Raw genomic sequence first — 14,815 nt, forward strand, 5'->3', positions numbered from 1 at the left:
TCAGCGGGCCGTGGCGCAGCTCGCCGCGTCGGCCGGAGCGAGCGCGTCGGAGGACCTCGGATGCAGCGCGCCCGTGCCGAGCCGGAGCGCTCCGCCGGTTCCGCCGTGCCGTACCGCGACGATCTCGGCGAGCACGGCGATGGCGGTCTCGTCCGGACTCGACCCGCCGAGATCCAACCCCAGCGGCGAGTGCAGGCGGGCGATCTGCGCGTGCGGCATCCCCGCCTCGCGCAGGAGCTGCTCGCGCCGGGCGACCGTGCGCCGCGCCCCCATCGCGCCGACGAAACCGGCGGGCGAGGCGAGGGCCACGCGCAGAGCCGGGATGTCGAGACGCAGATCGTGGGTGAGCACGCAGATCGATGTCTGCGCGTCGATGTCGCCCCGCGCTTCGAGATCGGTCAGGAACGCCTCCGGGATCGCGGTGTGCAGCGAGGCTGCGGCGGGAAAGCGCTCCGCGGTGACCAGGGTGTCCCAGACATCGCACACCGACACGGCGAACCCCGCCGCGGCGGCCACGCGGCAGATCGCGGCGGCGTGCTCTCCCGCGCCGAGCAGGACGAGCCGCGGGCGGCGCGGGGCGACGACGTCGAGCACAGCGCCGTCCGACGACGCACGGATGCCGGTGGCCCCGACGGTGGGCGGCGACGCCACGAAGTTCCCGGTGGCGGGGCCCTCGGTCACGATGCCGAGGGCACTCGGGCGGTCGTCGGCGGCGCGCTCGAGCGCGCCGAGGGCCGTCTGGTCGTCGGGATGCACGAGGCTGATCACGGCGTCGATCGTCCCGCCGCAGGCGAGCCCCGCGGCGAAGGCCTGCTCGTCGGTGAACCCGAATCGCGCGCGATCCCCGTCGCCGCGACCGAGGGCGGCGAGGGCCATCGCCACCGCATCCCCTTCGACGCATCCGCCGGAGATCGAGCCGATGACGCGCGCATCGCGCGTCACCGCCATGGCCGATCCGACCCCGCGCGGCGCGCTGCGGGCGACGCCGACCACGGTGACGGTGGCGACGGTCTGCCCGGCACGCAGCAGCGGCAGCAGGTCACGGGCGAGTTCGAGCACGCGCTCACTGTAATCGCCGTGTGTTTCCTGCGGGCTACGCTGGCCGACACCATGCTCCGTCCCGATCGCCCCGCCCTCGCCGGTCTGGTGCTCGCCGCCGGCGCCGGCACCCGCTTCGGGGGCCCCAAAGCGCTCGCGCGCACGAGCGAGGGCCAGCCGTGGTCGGCGCGCCTCACGCAGACGCTGCGCGCGGGCGGATGCGGACGCGTCCTCGTGACGCTCGGCGCCGAACGCGAGGCGGCGGCCCTGCTCCTGCCCGACGAGGCGCAGCCGGTGGCGGTCGAGGACTGGCGCGTCGGGGTGTCGGCGTCGCTGCGCGCGGGGCTCGCCGCCGCTCGCCGCGCGGGGGCGGAGTGCGTGCTCGTCGTCACCGTCGACATCCCCGATGTCCCCGTCGCCGCCGTGGAACGGCTCGCGGCACTCGCCGGCCCGGACGCCGCCGCCCAGGCGACCTACGGCGGGCGGCCGGGGCACCCCGTGATCCTCGGGCGTGCGCGGTGGGATGAGGTCGCCGCGTCGCTCGCCGCCGACCGCGGCGCCGGGGCATACCTGCGCGCGCACGGGACGGACATCGAGTGCGGCGATCTGTGGAGCGGCGTCGACATCGATCGGTCCTGAGCCACCGGTCTGCCGGCCCCGGGTGCGGGGGCGCCGCGACACCCGCAGAATGGAACCGTGCCCGACGATGAGCTCGCCCGCCTGCAGGCCCGCGCCTACGGTCCGTCCCCCGACCTCGACCGCGATCCCGTCGCGCTCGCTCGGCTGCGCGAGCTGGAAGACGCGCAGCGCGACGCGCATCGGGCAGACGACCGGGTGTCGCCGGAGCCCGTGATCGACGCCCGAGCGGATGCGACGCCGGTCGATCGTGCCGCGGAGGACGCGGTCCTGACGCGCCTCGGGTTCGCGGCCGACACGGCGGGCGCCCGGTGGCGGTCGGAGGGAGACCCGCATCCGGACGACGACCGGGAGCGGCCGGGCGACCCCGCCGTCGCGGCATCCGTCCCGGACGGCAGGGAGGCGACGGCCTCAGCGCACGGCGCCGATGCGCCGGCCCGGCCCACGGGCTCCGATCCCGCGGCGCCCGCCGACCCGCCCGCGCCGGAACCCCGCGCCGCCGTCCTCGGTCGCCGCACCCGCATCGCCTGGGCCGTGAGCCTCGTGGCCGCCGTGGTGGTCGGTGCGGGAGTCACGGCCTGGACGTTCCCCTGGGGTGTGCGCGACGACGCGCATCATGCGGCGCGGCTGACGGCGCAGGCCGGGGAGCCGCCGGAGGCCATCGTGACGCAGTTCAGATTCGGCGCCGAGGATGCCGCGACGGTGCAGTCCTACGGTGAATATCTCGGAGTCGGCATATACGCCTCGGAGGACTGCATCCAGGCGGCCTTCGGCGAGGGGACCAGATCGTTCACCGGGGGCTGCGCCGGCGGCGGAATCGCCCCGATCATGGACCTCTACGTGCCGGCGAGCGACCGCACCGAGATGTACGGCGACGTCAAACTCCCCGACGAGCTCCTGCAGCGCTTCCCCGACGGCGGGATGCTGCGTTTCACCCTCGACGGCGACGTGGTCCTCGTCGACGAGGGGGAGATCCCCTGGGCGTATCGCTGACCGGGTGCGCTGACCGCCGGCCCGGTCAGGTGCGCAGCACGACATTCTCCGGCTCCCGGCCCGCCGCCATCCGCTCGATCTGACGTCGCACGAGCCGCGCGATCCGCGGCTTCATCGCGCTGGTCGCCCCGCCCACGTGCGGCGCGATCAGCACACCCGGCAGCTCCCACAGCGGGTGCCCGTCGGGCAGGGGCTCCGGGTCGGTCACGTCGAGCCCCGCACGGATGCGGCCGCGCCGCACGTGGTCGACGAGTGCGTCGGTGTCGATGAGCGTGCCCCGTCCGACGTTGACGACGAGGGCGCCGTCGGGAAGAGCCGAGAGCTCGGCGTCGCCGATGACGTGCCGCGTCGCGTCCGACCCCGGCAGCGCGAGCATGAGCACGTCGGTCTCGGCGAGGACGGCTCGCAGGTCGTCGATCGCGGCGACGTCGATGCCGTCCTCGGTGCGGGCCCGCGAGGCGACGGCGCGCAGCTGCACCTCGAAGGGGGCGAGACGTGCGGCGATGGCCTTGCCCACGCCGCCGAAGCCGAGGACCGTGACGCGGGTGTCGGCGAGGCTCGTGGCGAAGACGGGGGCCCAGGTGCGTTCGCGGGCGAACTCGTCGAGATGCCGCTGCACGGCCAGCGCCAGGCCGACGGCGAGCTCGGCGGTGGAGGTCTCGTGCACCGTCGCGGCGTTCGCGAAGACGATGCCCGGGGGCAGGAGCTCCTCGGTCCCCTCGTACCCGATCGACTGGCTCTGCACGAGTCGGGTGCGCACTCCCTCGAGCCGCGCGACGATCGTCTTCGCGCTCATGTACGGCGGCACGACCAGGTCGATGCTCTCGCGCGGGGCGGGAGCATCCATCGGCCACACGATGACCTCCACGCCGTCGGGCACCGGCGCGATGTCGGCGGCGAGCTCGGCGGAGGGGACGGACACGACGAGGGGGGATTCGCTCATGCTTCGAGGCTAACGACCTCGCACGAGCCCCGGCGCACCGCATCCCGCCCCTCGGAGGAAGGACGGGATGCGGTGCGCCGAGGTGTCGATCAGCGACCGGTGGCGACCGCCACCTCGTTGGGGGCCACGTCGAGCGTCGTGCTGGCCACGACCTCGCCCGTGGTCAGGTCGACGGCGTGCACCGCGTTCGCGGCGGGCTCGGTGACGTACGCGATGTCGCCGGTCACGACGATCGCGGGGTGCGGGTCCTGCCACTCGAGCGGTCCCTCCCACGCGTCGATGACGGGGAACGTGTCGGTGATGTCGCCGGTGGCGGGGTCGAGCACGTGGATCGCGCCGTCACTGGCCAGGATGTAGGCCAGGTCGCCGGGACCGCGGGCCACGTCGCGGAAGGTGTACTCCACGCCCTCGGGCAGAGCGACGACCTCGAGGGTCTGCGCGACGGTGTCGATCAGGGCGACGTGCGAGAGCAGGTAGCCCTCGGCGTCGGGGTCGTTCTTGTAGTCGCCGACGACGAGCGGGCTGGTCTCGCTGACGTACGCGTTGCCCATGCGGCCGTAGGGCTGGTCGGGCGCCGACAGCTTGACGATCTCGCCGTCCGTGTAGAGCAGCGCGCCGTTCTCGCAGCCGAAGACGACCGCTTCGCCCTCGGCGGTTCCCTCGCCGTGCACACCGGGGCAGTCCGCGTTGGCGGCGATCTCGGTGCCCTCGGCGTCGCGCGCGACGATGCCGGTGCGTCCGTCGGCGTTGCCGACCGTGGTGAGGAAAGTGCCGTCCTCGAGCACGACCGAGACGCCGTGGTGCGCCTCGACCCCGGGGATCGTCTCGAACGCGGGCAGCTCGGTGCCGAGGTCGGCGAGATCCGCCGTGCGGATGACGGTGGTGTCGCTCGTGCCGTCGGCGTAGAGCACGGTGTTGCCGGCGTGGCGCACGACGTGGCCGGGGGTGTCGGCGGGGAACACGAGGTCGGTGAGCTGCGGGTCGGTGCCGCCCGCCGCCCCGGTGTCGAGCAGCTGGAAGCCCTCGCTCATCGTCACCATCACGTGGCTGCCGTCACCGGCGGCGTTCAGTCGCGTGAACTCCTCGGCGTCGAGATCGGCGAGGGTCTCGAGGCTCTCGCCGTCGAGCACGAGGATGCCGCCCTCGTAGCTGATGGCCACGCGGGGGCCGGCCGTGGTCTCGTCGGCGGACGTCGCCGACGGGGCCGCCGCGGGGGCGGAGGTGCAGGCGGCGAGCGTCGCCACGGCCAGCAGGCCCAGCGCGAGCGTCGCGGTTCGTCTCAGGTGCATCGGTTCTCTTCTCTTCAGGGGGTGGGCGCGAGCCCGGTGACGATGCGCTCGGTGTTGACGCGCATCATGGTCAGGTAGTCGGGGGCCTCGCCGTCGGCGGCGGTGAGCGACTCGGTGAACAGCTCCACGACCTCGACGTGCACGTCCGCCTCCTCGGCGAGCACGCGCATGAGCCGGTCGGGCGCCGACGACTCGGCGAAGATGGTCGGCACACCGGCGTCCTCGATGGCCGCCACGAGCTCGGCCAGGTCCGACGCGCTGGGTGCGGCGAGCGTCGTGCCGCCGGGGATCGCGGCGCCCACGATCCGCACGTCGAAGCGATGGGCCAGGTATCCGAAGACGTGGTGGTTCGTCACGAGGGCGCGACGCTCCGCGGGGATCGCGGCGAACGCCTCCGACATCTCGGCATCGAGGTTCTCGAGCTCGGTGCGGTAGGCCTCGGTGCGCGCCGCGAGGGCCGCGCGGTCGATGCCGTCGATCTCGGCGATCACGGGCTCCAGCGCGTCGACGACCGCGATCATCTGCGCCGGATCCGTCCAGAAGTGCGGGTCGTCCGCGCCGCCGGCATCCTCCGATGCGTAGGGCAGCACGGCGACCGCGTCGCCCGCGACGACCGTGCGCGCACCGGATGCGGCGGCCGCATCCAGATGCTGCGCGAGGCCCTCTTCCAGGCCGAGCCCGTTCGAGACCACGAGATCGGCGGACTGCAGTCGGGCGACCTCCTGCGCCGAGATCTCGAACGAGTGCGGGTCGGCGCCTGGACGCATGAGGGTCAGCACCTCGGCCTGGTCGCCCACGAGCTGCTCCACGACGTCGCCGAGGATGTTGGTGGACACGGCGATGAGGGGCTCATCGGTCGCGCCCGGGGTCGCGCATCCGGTCAGCGTCGTGGCCGCGATCATCACGACGGCGAGTCGGGCGCCGAACCGGCGCACCGCGCTCATCGGCCCGTCTCCGCGACGAACAGGGGCTCGTCGGAGGTCGTGAAGGTGCGGGCGATCCGCGCGCCGTCGGCGACGTCGATCTCGAACAGCAGGTGTTCCGCGGGGCCGGTCAGGTAGGTGCGCCGGTCGTCGGCGATCAACGCCGGCCTGTCGCCGCGGGCGAGGGACGCGGCGACGAGCGGCTCGGTGATCGCGAGCTGCGTGCCGGAGGTGCCGTCGATCACGACCACCCGTCCGTCGGCGGTGAGGCCCACCACGTGCGCGTCGGCGTCGTCGACGGCCGTGACGGCGACGAGCGGGGCCGGCGCGGGCAGCTCGACCCACTGGCGCTCCCGCGTGTCGAGCAGGAGGATGCGTCCGTCGGAGCTGAGGCCGGCCGCGGTCGGGCGTCCCTCGCGGTTGGCGAAGGACAGCGGGCGTGCGGCGCCCTCGGGCAGCGGAATGCGTTCGATGCGCACGGCGCCGTCCTGCATCGAGGCGAGGAGCGCGCCGTCGTCGCATCCGACCACGGCGCCGACGCGGGTCGTGATCGTGCCCCGCGGGTCGGGGCAGGCCGTGCGCGTGCCGGGGACGACGTCGCCGTCGGACGCGTGCACCGAGACGGTGCCGTCGGCATCCGTGACGAGCGCGAAGGAGCCGACGGGCACCACCATGCCGGCGTGCGGGTCGGTGCGCAGCCGGAAGGACTCGACGATCTCGCCGCGCGAGAGCGCCGCCACATCCAGGAGCACGGCGTCGCCCGTCTCGGCGAAGTACACACCCGCACCGCCCGTCGTGGACGAGTTGGTGGTGGCGACGGTGGCAGCCCCCTCGCCCGGCACCGTGCCGAGGAGAGCGGGGCTCGCGCGGTAGTAGTGGAAGTGGTCGACGTGATCCCACGTCCACATCCCGCTGTCGACGATCGTCACGCCGTCCGCCGTGTCGGCGAAGAGGTAGCGCCCGTCCGTCGCGAGCGCGGTGGGCGGATCGATCGCCCCGATGTCGCTGGTCTGCTCGCTGAGCAGGTCGAGCTGGCTGACGGTGCCGTCCGCGGCGATCGTCGCGAGGTGCAGCGGCGGTTCGTCGACCTCCTGCGCGCCCGAGATCGCGCCGTGGCCGTCGGCGGACGCATCCGCGGGGCTCGGCGTCGATGCGGGGGGTGTCGACGCGCACGAGGCGAGCGCGAGGACCGAGACGGTCAGAGGCAGCAGGAGAAGACGGGAACGCACGGAGGCCTTTCGGGGGGAGATCATGCGGCGGCGGTCGCGCGGGGTGTGCGGCGGGCGACGAGAGGGGCGCGGACGGCCCACGAGAGGCCGGCGAGGGCGATGGCGCAGGCGGCGATCGACGCGCCCGCTGCCGTGCCCGCGTGCCACGACATCGAGAGTCCCGCCGTCACGGCGGCGATGCCGAAGACCGCGGCGAGCAGCATCGTCGACGGGATGCGGGAGGTCCACGGGCGAGCGGCCACGGCGGGCGCGAGCAGGAGCCCGACCACCAGGAGGGACCCGACCGCCTGATACGACGCGACGACGGCCAGGGTCACGAGCCCGACCAGTAGCGCGTCGGCGACGCCGGGGTGCACCCCGAGCACGCGCGCCACCCGCGGATCGAACGCGGCGGCGACGAGGGCGCGGTGGCCGACGGCGGCGGCGGCGATCCCGACGCCCGCGGCGACGGCCAGCACCACGAGATCGCCCGGTGCGATGGCCAGGATGTCGCCGAAGAGGATGGCGGTGGCGTCGGTCGCGAAGCTGCCGCTGTGCGAGATGACGATCACCCCGAGCGCCAGCATCCCCACGAAGAGCAGCCCGATGCTCGTGTCGTAGGTGAGCCGCCCGCGCCGCTGGAGGGCGCCGATGCCGAGGCTCATCGCGACCGCGCTCACCGCCGCGCCGAGGAGGACGGGGGCGCCGATGACGGTCGCGAGGGCGACGCCGGGAAGCATGCCGTGGGCCAGAGCCTCGCCGAGGAACGCCATGCCGCGGATCACGACCCAGGTGCCCACGACGGCGCACAGCACGGCCACCAGGCCGCCGCCGATCAGGGCGCGCAGCAGGAAGTCATGGTCGAGCGGGAGGAGCGAAGGCACGAGACCCGACCGTAACGATAATGAGAATGGTTCTCAAATCGGATAGCGTGGGGGCGTGCCGTCCTCCTCCGCGCCCTCCGTCGCCCCCGTTCCCGCCCGGGTCCCGCCGGTGTGCGCCCACGGGATCCGGGTGGTGATCGACGGCGTCACCGTGCTGCATCCGCTCGATCTGCGACTGGATGCGGGGGCGCTGACCGTCATCGTGGGCCCGAACGGCGCGGGTAAGACGACGTTGCTCGAGGCGCTCGCCGGAACCCGCCCCCTCGCCGCCGGCCACGTCGACGGGCCGCGCCGCGTCGCGTTCGTGCCGCAGCGCACCGCCATCCCCGACGCCCTGCCCCTGACGGTCGCCGAGGTCGTGCGCATGGGTGCGTGGCGTCGCCCCTGGGGTGTGCCCGCCGCATCCGAGCGCCGGATCGCCGACGAGGCGGCGCGGCTCGTCCGCGTCGACGACCTGGCCCGGCGTCCGTTCGCCGCGCTCTCGGGCGGGCAGCGCCAACGGGTGCTGCTCGCGCAGGCGCTGGCTCGCGGCGCCGACGTGCTGCTGCTCGACGAGCCGACGACGGGCCTGGATGCTGCCAGCACCGACCTCATCCACGCCGCGATCGACCGGGAGCGCGCCCGCGGCGTCGTGGTGGTCGCCGTGACGCACGACGCCGCGCTCATGGCCGCCGCCGACCGCGAGGTCGCCCTCGCCGCCGGCCGCCTCGCCTGACCCCCGCCCCGGGCGGGGTGTGCCGGCTCGTGCCGGGGCGTGTGGGGCGTGTGCGTCGTTGGGCGTCGCGCTCGTGCCCTGCCCGGCGTCGTCTTCAACCTTGCTCACTCGTCGCACATGCCGGGTGTGGGGGCCGCGGCACCGTGCATTCGTGACGAGTGAGCAGGGTCCGGGGCAGGGTGCGGGCGGGGGGCTGCGAGGTGCTTCGCCGCCACCTCTGCTCACTCGTCGCAAAGGCGCGGTGTGTGCGGTGATCACCGTGCTTTTGCGACGAGTGCAGCCGCGGCGGCCCCGGCCAGGCCCGCGGCCGCCGCGAGGAACGCCGCGACGGGGCCGACCGCGTCCATCAGCGCGCCCACCGCGGCGGCGCCGAGGGCCTGGCCCAGGATGAGGACGACGAACAGCAGAGCCGTGCCCGTCGCGGCCCGCGTCGGATCGATGACGCCGGTCCAGCCGATGAGCGCGCCGGTCGCGGCTGTGTAGCCCCATCCGAACACCGCACACGATGCGAGCGCGGCGAGGGTGCCCGTCGGCGCGGCGACGAGAGCGACGGTGCCGATCGCGGCGGCGGATGTGGCGAGCGCCCACGCCGTCCGCGGGTGAAGTGCGGTCATCCAGCGGGCGGTGAGGATCGCGGCGGATCCTCCGATGCCGAGGGCGACCCACGCGAGCACGGTGGTCGCCTCCTCGACGCCGGCGGACACCAGGAGCGTGCGGCCGTAGTTCCACATCGCTGCCGATCCGGCCCCCATCGCCGCGGCGGCGACGCTCACCCGCCGGTGCGCTCCGATCCAGCCGCGCGGCGGTGCGATGCGTCGCGCCGTCGGGAGGTCGCCGGGGCCGCGGGCGAGCATCGCCACCGACACCGCGGCGACCAGGGCGACGACCGCCGACACGGCCCATGCCGCGCGCCAGTCGGGGAGCAGAGTGAGGGCCAGGATGCCGGCAGCCACGAGTCCCGGGCCGGTGCCCGCGTTCACGATCGTTTGCGCGCGGCTTCGGCCGGGACCAGTGACGGTGCGGTCGAGGATCTCGACGAGCGCCGGCGACGCGAGTCCCGCGCCGGCCGAACTCAGGACGGCCGCCGCGGCGAACAGCGGGAACGAGCCCGCCAGCGACATCCCGACGGCGCCGACGCCGGCGGTCGCTCCGGCCGCGATCGTCAACGCCCGGGGTGTACGCGCACCGGTCAGGAACGCCGCGACCGCGCCCACGCAGTACATCACCGACGCGCCCGCGGCGACGACGCCCGCCTCGAGGTCGCCGAACCCCAGCGCGGCGCGCATCTCCGGCAGATAGAGGCCGTAGGCGAGGCGGATGAGCCCGTAGGTCGCCGCGATCAGCGCTGTGCCCGCCACCACCAGCAGCATCGGCGATCTCGGCGGCGACAGAGACCCAAACGAAAACGATCGTTTCATTTACGCAGTCTAGACTGCAGGGGTGGATGACGCGTCGAAGGCGAACCGGCGGCCGATGCCCCGACGAGGCGGCATCCGCACATCGTCCGAGACGAAGCTGCTCGATGCCGCCGAGGATCTGTTCTTCGTGCGCGGTATCGCGGCGACACCGATCGACGCCGTGATCGAGCGTGCCGGCGTCTCGGCAGCCACCCTGTATCGGGGCTACGAGAGCAAGGAGGCGCTGCTGGGGGCCGCCCTCGCGCGTCGGCAGCGTCAGTGGATCGATACCTGGGATGCGGCCATCGCCCGCGAGACGTCCGACGCGGCGCGCCTGCTCGCCGTCTTCCCCGCCATCGAGGACGTCCGTCGCGGACCCCGGGGGTCTCGTTGGTGCGCGTTCCTGGGCTCGGCGGCCGAGTACGCCGGGACGTCGGAGGAGGTCTCGGAGGCGGTCCGTGCCGACACGCTCGCGCTTCGGCGGCGACTGACCGACCTCGCCGTCCCGCTCGTCGGTGACGCCGGGGCTGCCGAGCTGGCGGAGCGGCTGCTCGTGGTCGTCACCGGCGCGCTCGCGATGCGGCTGCGCGAGTCCGGGGCAGCGGCCTCGGTCACCGCTCGTGCGATCGCGGAGGTGCTGGTCGCGGACGCGGTGGGCGCCGCCCGCTGACGCGACCCGCCCCCTCGCGGCGGGCGCCGCCCATTGACGCGACCCGCCCCCTCTGCTCACTCGTCGCATGTGCGGGGTGCGCGAGCCCGGCACCGTGCATTCGCGACGAGTGAGCAAGGGTGGGGGTGCTCGCGGCGGTGCGGTGGTGCGGCGGTGCGGCGGCGGTGCGGCGGTGCGCTGGCATGGCGCTGTTATCGCCGGTGGTGGCGCGCTCGCGCCGTGCGGCGAAGATCTCGCCGCTACCTCTGCTCACTCGTCGCAAAATCAGGGTGTCGCCACCCCGCACGACGCTTTCGCGACGAGTGAACAGGTGGGGGGCGGCGCGAGCAGGGCGCGCCCCCGGGCAGCACCCCCCGGCGGCGCAGCACACACCCCCGAGCAGCACCCCCCCCACGGCGGCGCCGGCGCGGTGCCGGCCCGAAGGCAGGACGGGTCAGGCGGCGGCGCCCACCACGGCGGCGATCGCGGAGCTGAAGAAGCCGAGGCCGTCGACGCCCGAGCGCATGGCGTCGGAGGTGTCGGGGCCGAAGCCCGCCTCGACGGCGTGCTCGGGATGCGGCATCAGGCCGACGACGTTGCCGCGCTCGTTCGTGAGGCCCGCGATGTCGTCGAGCGAACCGTTGGGGTTCACGCCGAGGTAGCGGAAGGCCACGAGGCCCTCGCCCTCGACGCGTGCGAGCGTCTCGGCGTCGGCGATGTAGCCGCCGTCGGCGTTCTTGAGCGGGATGACGATCTCCTGCCCGGTGGCGAAGTCGCTCGTCCAGGCGGTGTCGGCGTTCTCGACCCGCAGTCGCTGGTCACGGCGAATGAACTGCTGGTGCTCGTTGCGGATGAGCCCGCCGGGCAGCAGGTGCGCCTCGACGAGCATCTGGAAGCCGTTGCAGATGCCGAGGATCGGCATGCCGGCCGCGGCCGCATCCTTGACCTCGGACATGATCGGCGCGAGGGCGGCGATGGCGCCGGCGCGCAGGTAGTCGCCGTAGCTGAAGCCACCGGGGAGGACCAGGGCGTCCACGCCGTCGAGGTCGTGCGATCCGTGCCACAGGGCGACGGGCTCGGCACCGGCGACGCGGATGGCGCGCTGCGCATCGCGATCGTCGAGCGAACCCGGGAAGGTGATGACCCCGATGCGGACGGTCACTCCACGACCTCGATGCCGACGACATCCTCGATGACGGCGTTCGAGAGCACGTCGTCGGCGAGGATGCGCACCTGCTCGAGGAGCGCCTCGTCGACGGGGCCGTCGACGGCGAGCTCGAAGCGCTTGCCGATGCGGACGCCGCCGAAGCCTTCGACACCCATCCGATTCAGTGCGCTCGCTACGGCCTTGCCCTGCGGATCGAGCAGTTCGGCTTTGGGCATGACATCGACGACGATCGTGGGCATTCGAAGCTCTCCAAGGGCGCGGCGGGATGTGCGCCACCAGTCTAGTCTTTGTGGCACTAGTCTCCCTTATAGGCGTGAGAGCGCTCCCAAAGGCTTCTCGAAAGGACAATGACGTGGCCTCGACCCCCCGGACCTTCCCTCAGGACTTCCTGTTCGGCGCAGCTACTGCCGCCTATCAGATCGAGGGCGCGGCCCACGAGGACGGCCGCACCGACTCCATCTGGGATGCGTTCGCGCGGGTTCCGGGCGCCGTGATCAACGCCGAGAACGGCGATGTCGCGTGCGATCACTACCACCGCTACGAGGGCGATGTGGAAGTGATGAAGAGCATCGGGCTCGAGACCTACCGCTTCTCTACGTCGTGGTCGCGCGTGCGCCCGGACGGCGGCGCGCTCAACCCGAAGGGCGTCGACTTCTACTCGCGCCTGGTCGATCAGCTGCTCGCCGCCGACATCAAGCCGTGGCTGACGCTCTACCACTGGGATCTGCCGCAGGCGCTGCAGGAGAAGGGCGGTTGGACCAACCGCGACACCGCCGATCTCTTCACCGAGTACGCGCTCGACATGCACGATGCGCTCGGCGACCGCGTGGCGGTCTGGACCACCCTCAACGAGCCGTGGTGCTCGTCCTTCCTCAGCTACACCGCGGGTCTCCACGCCCCCGGCCACTTCTCGGCCACCGAGGGTGTGCTCGCCGCCCACCACCTGCTGCTCGGCCACGGCCAGGCGGTGCGTGCCCTGCGCGAGCGCGACGCCGACCTCAACCTCGGCATCACCCTGAACCTCACCGTCGCCGACCCGGTCGACCCGCAGAACGAGGCGGATGCGGATGCCGCCCGCCGCATCGACGGCCAGTTCAACCGGTGGTTCCTCGACCCGGTGTTCCGTGGCGAGTACCCCGCCGACATCCGCGCCGATCTCGCGACCTTCGTGCCCGAGGCCGCGGCGGCGCTCGAAGAGGCGATCCACGACGGCGACCTCGAGACGATCGCGGCGCCCATCGACACGCTGGGCGTCAACTACTACCACGGCGAGTACGTGGGCGGCACGGTGCCGGGCGACCCGCCCGCCAGCGGCGATGCCCCGACCGACCGCGTCGGTCTCGCGCCGTGGCCCGTCGCCCACGACATCCACTGGCACGAGCGCGGCCTGCCCCGCACGGGCATGCACTGGGAGGTCGACCCGGCGACCCTCACGCGGCTTCTCACGCGTGTGGCCGACGACTACTCCAACGCCGCCGGCACGCGCCTGTTCGTCACCGAGAACGGCGCCGCGTACGACGACGTCGCCGTCGAGGAGGCGGGCGAGGTGCGGGTCCACGACCACGCGCGCGCCGACTTCCTCGCGTCGCACCTGGCCGCGATCCTCGACGCGATCGACGCCGGCGTGGATGTGGGCGGCTACTTCTACTGGTCGCTCATGGACAACTTCGAGTGGGCATGGGGCTACGAGAAGCGATTCGGCATCGTCCGTGTCGACTACGAGACCCAGGAGCGCGCACTCAAGGACAGCGCCCGCGAGTACAGTCGCATCATCGGTGCCCGCGCGCTGTAACCCGGTACGCCGGCCCCCGAGGTCGCTCCGGGGCCGGCGGGCGGGAGCCCAGCGGAGAGGACGATGATGCCGGCCACGATCGAGGAGGTCGCTCGCGCGGCGGGCGTGTCACGCTCCACGGTGTCGCGCGTCGTCAACGGTTCGACCGCGGTCAGCCCCGAGGCCCTCGAAGCGGTGCGGGAGGCCATCCAGCACCTGAACTACGTGCCCAACCGGGCCGCACGTTCGCTCGCGAGCGCCCGCACCATGGCGATCGCGGTGATCGTTCCCGAAGAGACGCAGCGCTTCTTCGGCGACCCGTTCTTCGCCGCCATCGTGTCGGGCATCAACGACGCCGTGTCGGCATCCGAGTACCTGCTGACCCTCGCGATCGCGAGCGACGACCCGCGCGGCAAGATGCTCGGCTACGTCCGCAGCGGCTCGATCGATGGCGCCATCGTCGTCTCTCACCACACCAGCGACACCTTCGTCGAGCGCATCGCGTCGGCCGTCCCGGTGGTCTTCGGCGGGCGCCCCACGCGGCTTCACGACACCGACTACTTCGTCGACGTCGACAATGTGGCCGGGGCGGTGGATGCCGTGGAGTACCTCATCGGTCAGGGGCGGCGCTCCATCGCGACGATCGCAGGACCGCCCACGATGACCGCGGGCGTCGACCGGTTGACGGGATATCGCCAGGCCCTCTCCGCCGCGCGGATGCGTTCGGGCGGCATCGCGGACGGCGACTTCACCGAGGAGGGCGGCGCGATCGCGATGCGCGACATCCTGGCCCGTGGCGAGCGCCCCGATGCCGTCTTCGCCGCGAGCGACCTGATGGCGCGTGGCGCGATCGACGTGTTGCTCGCGGCCGGGCTGCGCGTGCCCGAGGACGTCGCGGTCATCGGCTTCGACGACTCGTCGGTCGCGACCAAGGGCTCGCCGATGCTCACCACGATGCGTCAGCCGTCGTTCGCGCAGGGCGAGCGGATGGCGCAGGTGCTGCTGGAGCTCCTCGACGGCGGCGATCCGCCCCGGGCGACCGTCATGCCGACCCAGCTCATCCTGCGCGAATCCGCCTGACGCGCTGCGTGACGTGCCGTGCTGACGCGCTGGCGCGCCCCATCCCCTGTTCATTCGTCGCAAAAGCGGGGTCGCGCCGCGCGGCACCCCGCTTTTGCGACGAGTGAACAACGGGGAGCTG

General features: G+C 73.3%; 15 protein-coding genes. 6 read left to right on the top strand and 9 right to left on the bottom strand.

Annotated features, from left to right (window positions below; all coding sequences use genetic code 11):
* Positions 1-1,059 (bottom strand): XdhC family protein, encoded by a 1,059-nt coding sequence (locus tag AB0N73_RS14375; protein ID WP_363564653.1) that lies wholly within the window; start codon positions 1,057-1,059, stop codon positions 1-3.
* A gap of 51 nt (positions 1,060-1,110) precedes the next feature.
* Here AB0N73_RS14375 and AB0N73_RS14380 point away from each other — a divergent pair, with 51 nt between their 5' ends.
* On the top strand, positions 1,111-1,677 hold the full coding sequence (locus tag AB0N73_RS14380) for an NTP transferase domain-containing protein (protein WP_363564655.1): 567 nt from the start codon (positions 1,111-1,113) through the stop codon (positions 1,675-1,677).
* Positions 1,678-1,734: 57 nt separating this feature from the next.
* Positions 1,735-2,667 (top strand): hypothetical protein, encoded by a 933-nt coding sequence (locus tag AB0N73_RS14385; RefSeq protein ID WP_363564657.1) that lies wholly within the window; start codon positions 1,735-1,737, stop codon positions 2,665-2,667.
* 25 nt (positions 2,668-2,692) lie between these two features.
* On the opposite strand, the gene AB0N73_RS14390 is transcribed toward AB0N73_RS14385, so the two are convergent.
* From AB0N73_RS14390 to aztB, 5 genes are all read right to left on the bottom strand, one after another.
* On the bottom strand, positions 2,693-3,610 hold the full coding sequence (locus tag AB0N73_RS14390) for a 2-hydroxyacid dehydrogenase (protein ID WP_363564659.1): 918 nt from the start codon (positions 3,608-3,610) through the stop codon (positions 2,693-2,695).
* Positions 3,611-3,699: 89 nt separating this feature from the next.
* Positions 3,700-4,899, bottom strand: a complete 1,200-nt coding sequence (aztD, locus tag AB0N73_RS14395) for a zinc metallochaperone AztD (RefSeq protein WP_363564661.1) — start codon at positions 4,897-4,899, stop codon at positions 3,700-3,702.
* A 14-nt stretch (positions 4,900-4,913) separates the two neighbouring features.
* On the bottom strand, positions 4,914-5,843 hold the full coding sequence (gene aztC, locus AB0N73_RS14400) for a zinc ABC transporter substrate-binding protein AztC (RefSeq protein WP_363564663.1): 930 nt from the start codon (positions 5,841-5,843) through the stop codon (positions 4,914-4,916).
* Positions 5,840-7,051 (bottom strand): ABC transporter, encoded by a 1,212-nt coding sequence (locus AB0N73_RS14405; RefSeq protein WP_363564665.1) that lies wholly within the window; start codon positions 7,049-7,051, stop codon positions 5,840-5,842. The genes aztC and AB0N73_RS14405 overlap by 4 nt, the downstream gene beginning before the upstream one ends.
* Positions 7,052-7,071: 20 nt before the next feature.
* Positions 7,072-7,914, bottom strand: coding sequence for a zinc ABC transporter permease AztB (gene aztB / locus AB0N73_RS14410; RefSeq protein ID WP_363564667.1), 843 nt, complete (start codon positions 7,912-7,914; stop codon positions 7,072-7,074).
* A 55-nt stretch (positions 7,915-7,969) separates the two neighbouring features.
* On the opposite strand from aztB, the gene AB0N73_RS14415 reads away from it, so the two are divergent.
* The gene (locus tag AB0N73_RS14415; protein ID WP_363564669.1) at positions 7,970-8,629 is read left to right on the top strand and encodes an ATP-binding cassette domain-containing protein; all 660 of its coding nucleotides are present in this window, start codon (positions 7,970-7,972) and stop codon (positions 8,627-8,629) included.
* Positions 8,630-8,883: 254 nt separating this feature from the next.
* Here the strand turns inward: AB0N73_RS14415 and AB0N73_RS14420 are convergent, their stop codons facing one another.
* Positions 8,884-10,047 (bottom strand): MFS transporter, encoded by a 1,164-nt coding sequence (locus AB0N73_RS14420; RefSeq protein ID WP_363564671.1) that lies wholly within the window; start codon positions 10,045-10,047, stop codon positions 8,884-8,886.
* A gap of 22 nt (positions 10,048-10,069) precedes the next feature.
* Here AB0N73_RS14420 and AB0N73_RS14425 point away from each other — a divergent pair, with 22 nt between their 5' ends.
* Entirely contained in the window at positions 10,070-10,696 is a 627-nt protein-coding gene (locus tag AB0N73_RS14425) for a helix-turn-helix domain-containing protein (RefSeq protein WP_363564673.1), read from the top strand.
* 433 nt (positions 10,697-11,129) lie between these two features.
* Here AB0N73_RS14425 and purQ read toward each other — a convergent pair whose 3' ends face one another.
* The gene (gene purQ / locus AB0N73_RS14430; protein WP_363564675.1) at positions 11,130-11,837 is read right to left on the bottom strand and encodes a phosphoribosylformylglycinamidine synthase subunit PurQ; all 708 of its coding nucleotides are present in this window, start codon (positions 11,835-11,837) and stop codon (positions 11,130-11,132) included.
* Positions 11,834-12,082 carry a phosphoribosylformylglycinamidine synthase subunit PurS gene (gene purS, locus AB0N73_RS14435; protein ID WP_363564677.1) on the bottom strand — a complete coding sequence of 83 codons (249 nt, stop codon included), beginning with the start codon at positions 12,080-12,082 and terminating at the stop codon, positions 11,834-11,836. Before purS ends, purQ begins: the two co-directional genes overlap by 4 nt.
* A gap of 26 nt (positions 12,083-12,108) precedes the next feature.
* On the opposite strand from purS, the gene AB0N73_RS14440 reads away from it, so the two are divergent.
* Both AB0N73_RS14440 and AB0N73_RS14445 read left to right on the top strand, forming a co-directional pair.
* Positions 12,109-13,635, top strand: coding sequence for a GH1 family beta-glucosidase (locus tag AB0N73_RS14440; protein ID WP_363564679.1), 1,527 nt, complete (start codon positions 12,109-12,111; stop codon positions 13,633-13,635).
* Positions 13,636-13,698: 63 nt separating this feature from the next.
* Complete coding sequence (locus tag AB0N73_RS14445; protein WP_363564680.1) at positions 13,699-14,694, top strand: LacI family DNA-binding transcriptional regulator; 996 nt, start codon at positions 13,699-13,701, stop codon at positions 14,692-14,694.
* The last annotated feature ends 121 nt before the right edge of the window (positions 14,695-14,815 follow it).

Source organism: Microbacterium sp. NPDC089189, assembly GCF_040685095.1.
Taxonomy (GTDB): domain Bacteria; phylum Actinomycetota; class Actinomycetes; order Actinomycetales; family Microbacteriaceae; genus Microbacterium.

Coding starts and splice junctions, on each gene's coding strand:
- AB0N73_RS14440 (WP_363564679.1), top strand. CDS start 12,109: ATGTGCGCCACCAGTCTAGTCTTTGTGGCACTAGTCTCCCTTATAGGC.
- AB0N73_RS14445 (WP_363564680.1), top strand. CDS start 13,699: ATGATGCCGGCCACGATCGAGGAGGTCGCTCGCGCGGCGGGCGTGTCA.
- AB0N73_RS14390 (WP_363564659.1), bottom strand. CDS start 3,610: ATGAGCGAATCCCCCCTCGTCGTGTCCGTCCCCTCCGCCGAGCTCGCC.
- AB0N73_RS14420 (WP_363564671.1), bottom strand. CDS start 10,047: ATGAAACGATCGTTTTCGTTTGGGTCTCTGTCGCCGCCGAGATCGCCG.
- aztD (WP_363564661.1), bottom strand. CDS start 4,899: ATGCACCTGAGACGAACCGCGACGCTCGCGCTGGGCCTGCTGGCCGTG.
- purS (WP_363564677.1), bottom strand. CDS start 12,082: ATGCCCACGATCGTCGTCGATGTCATGCCCAAAGCCGAACTGCTCGAT.
- aztC (WP_363564663.1), bottom strand. CDS start 5,843: ATGAGCGCGGTGCGCCGGTTCGGCGCCCGACTCGCCGTCGTGATGATC.
- AB0N73_RS14380 (WP_363564655.1), top strand. CDS start 1,111: ATGCTCCGTCCCGATCGCCCCGCCCTCGCCGGTCTGGTGCTCGCCGCC.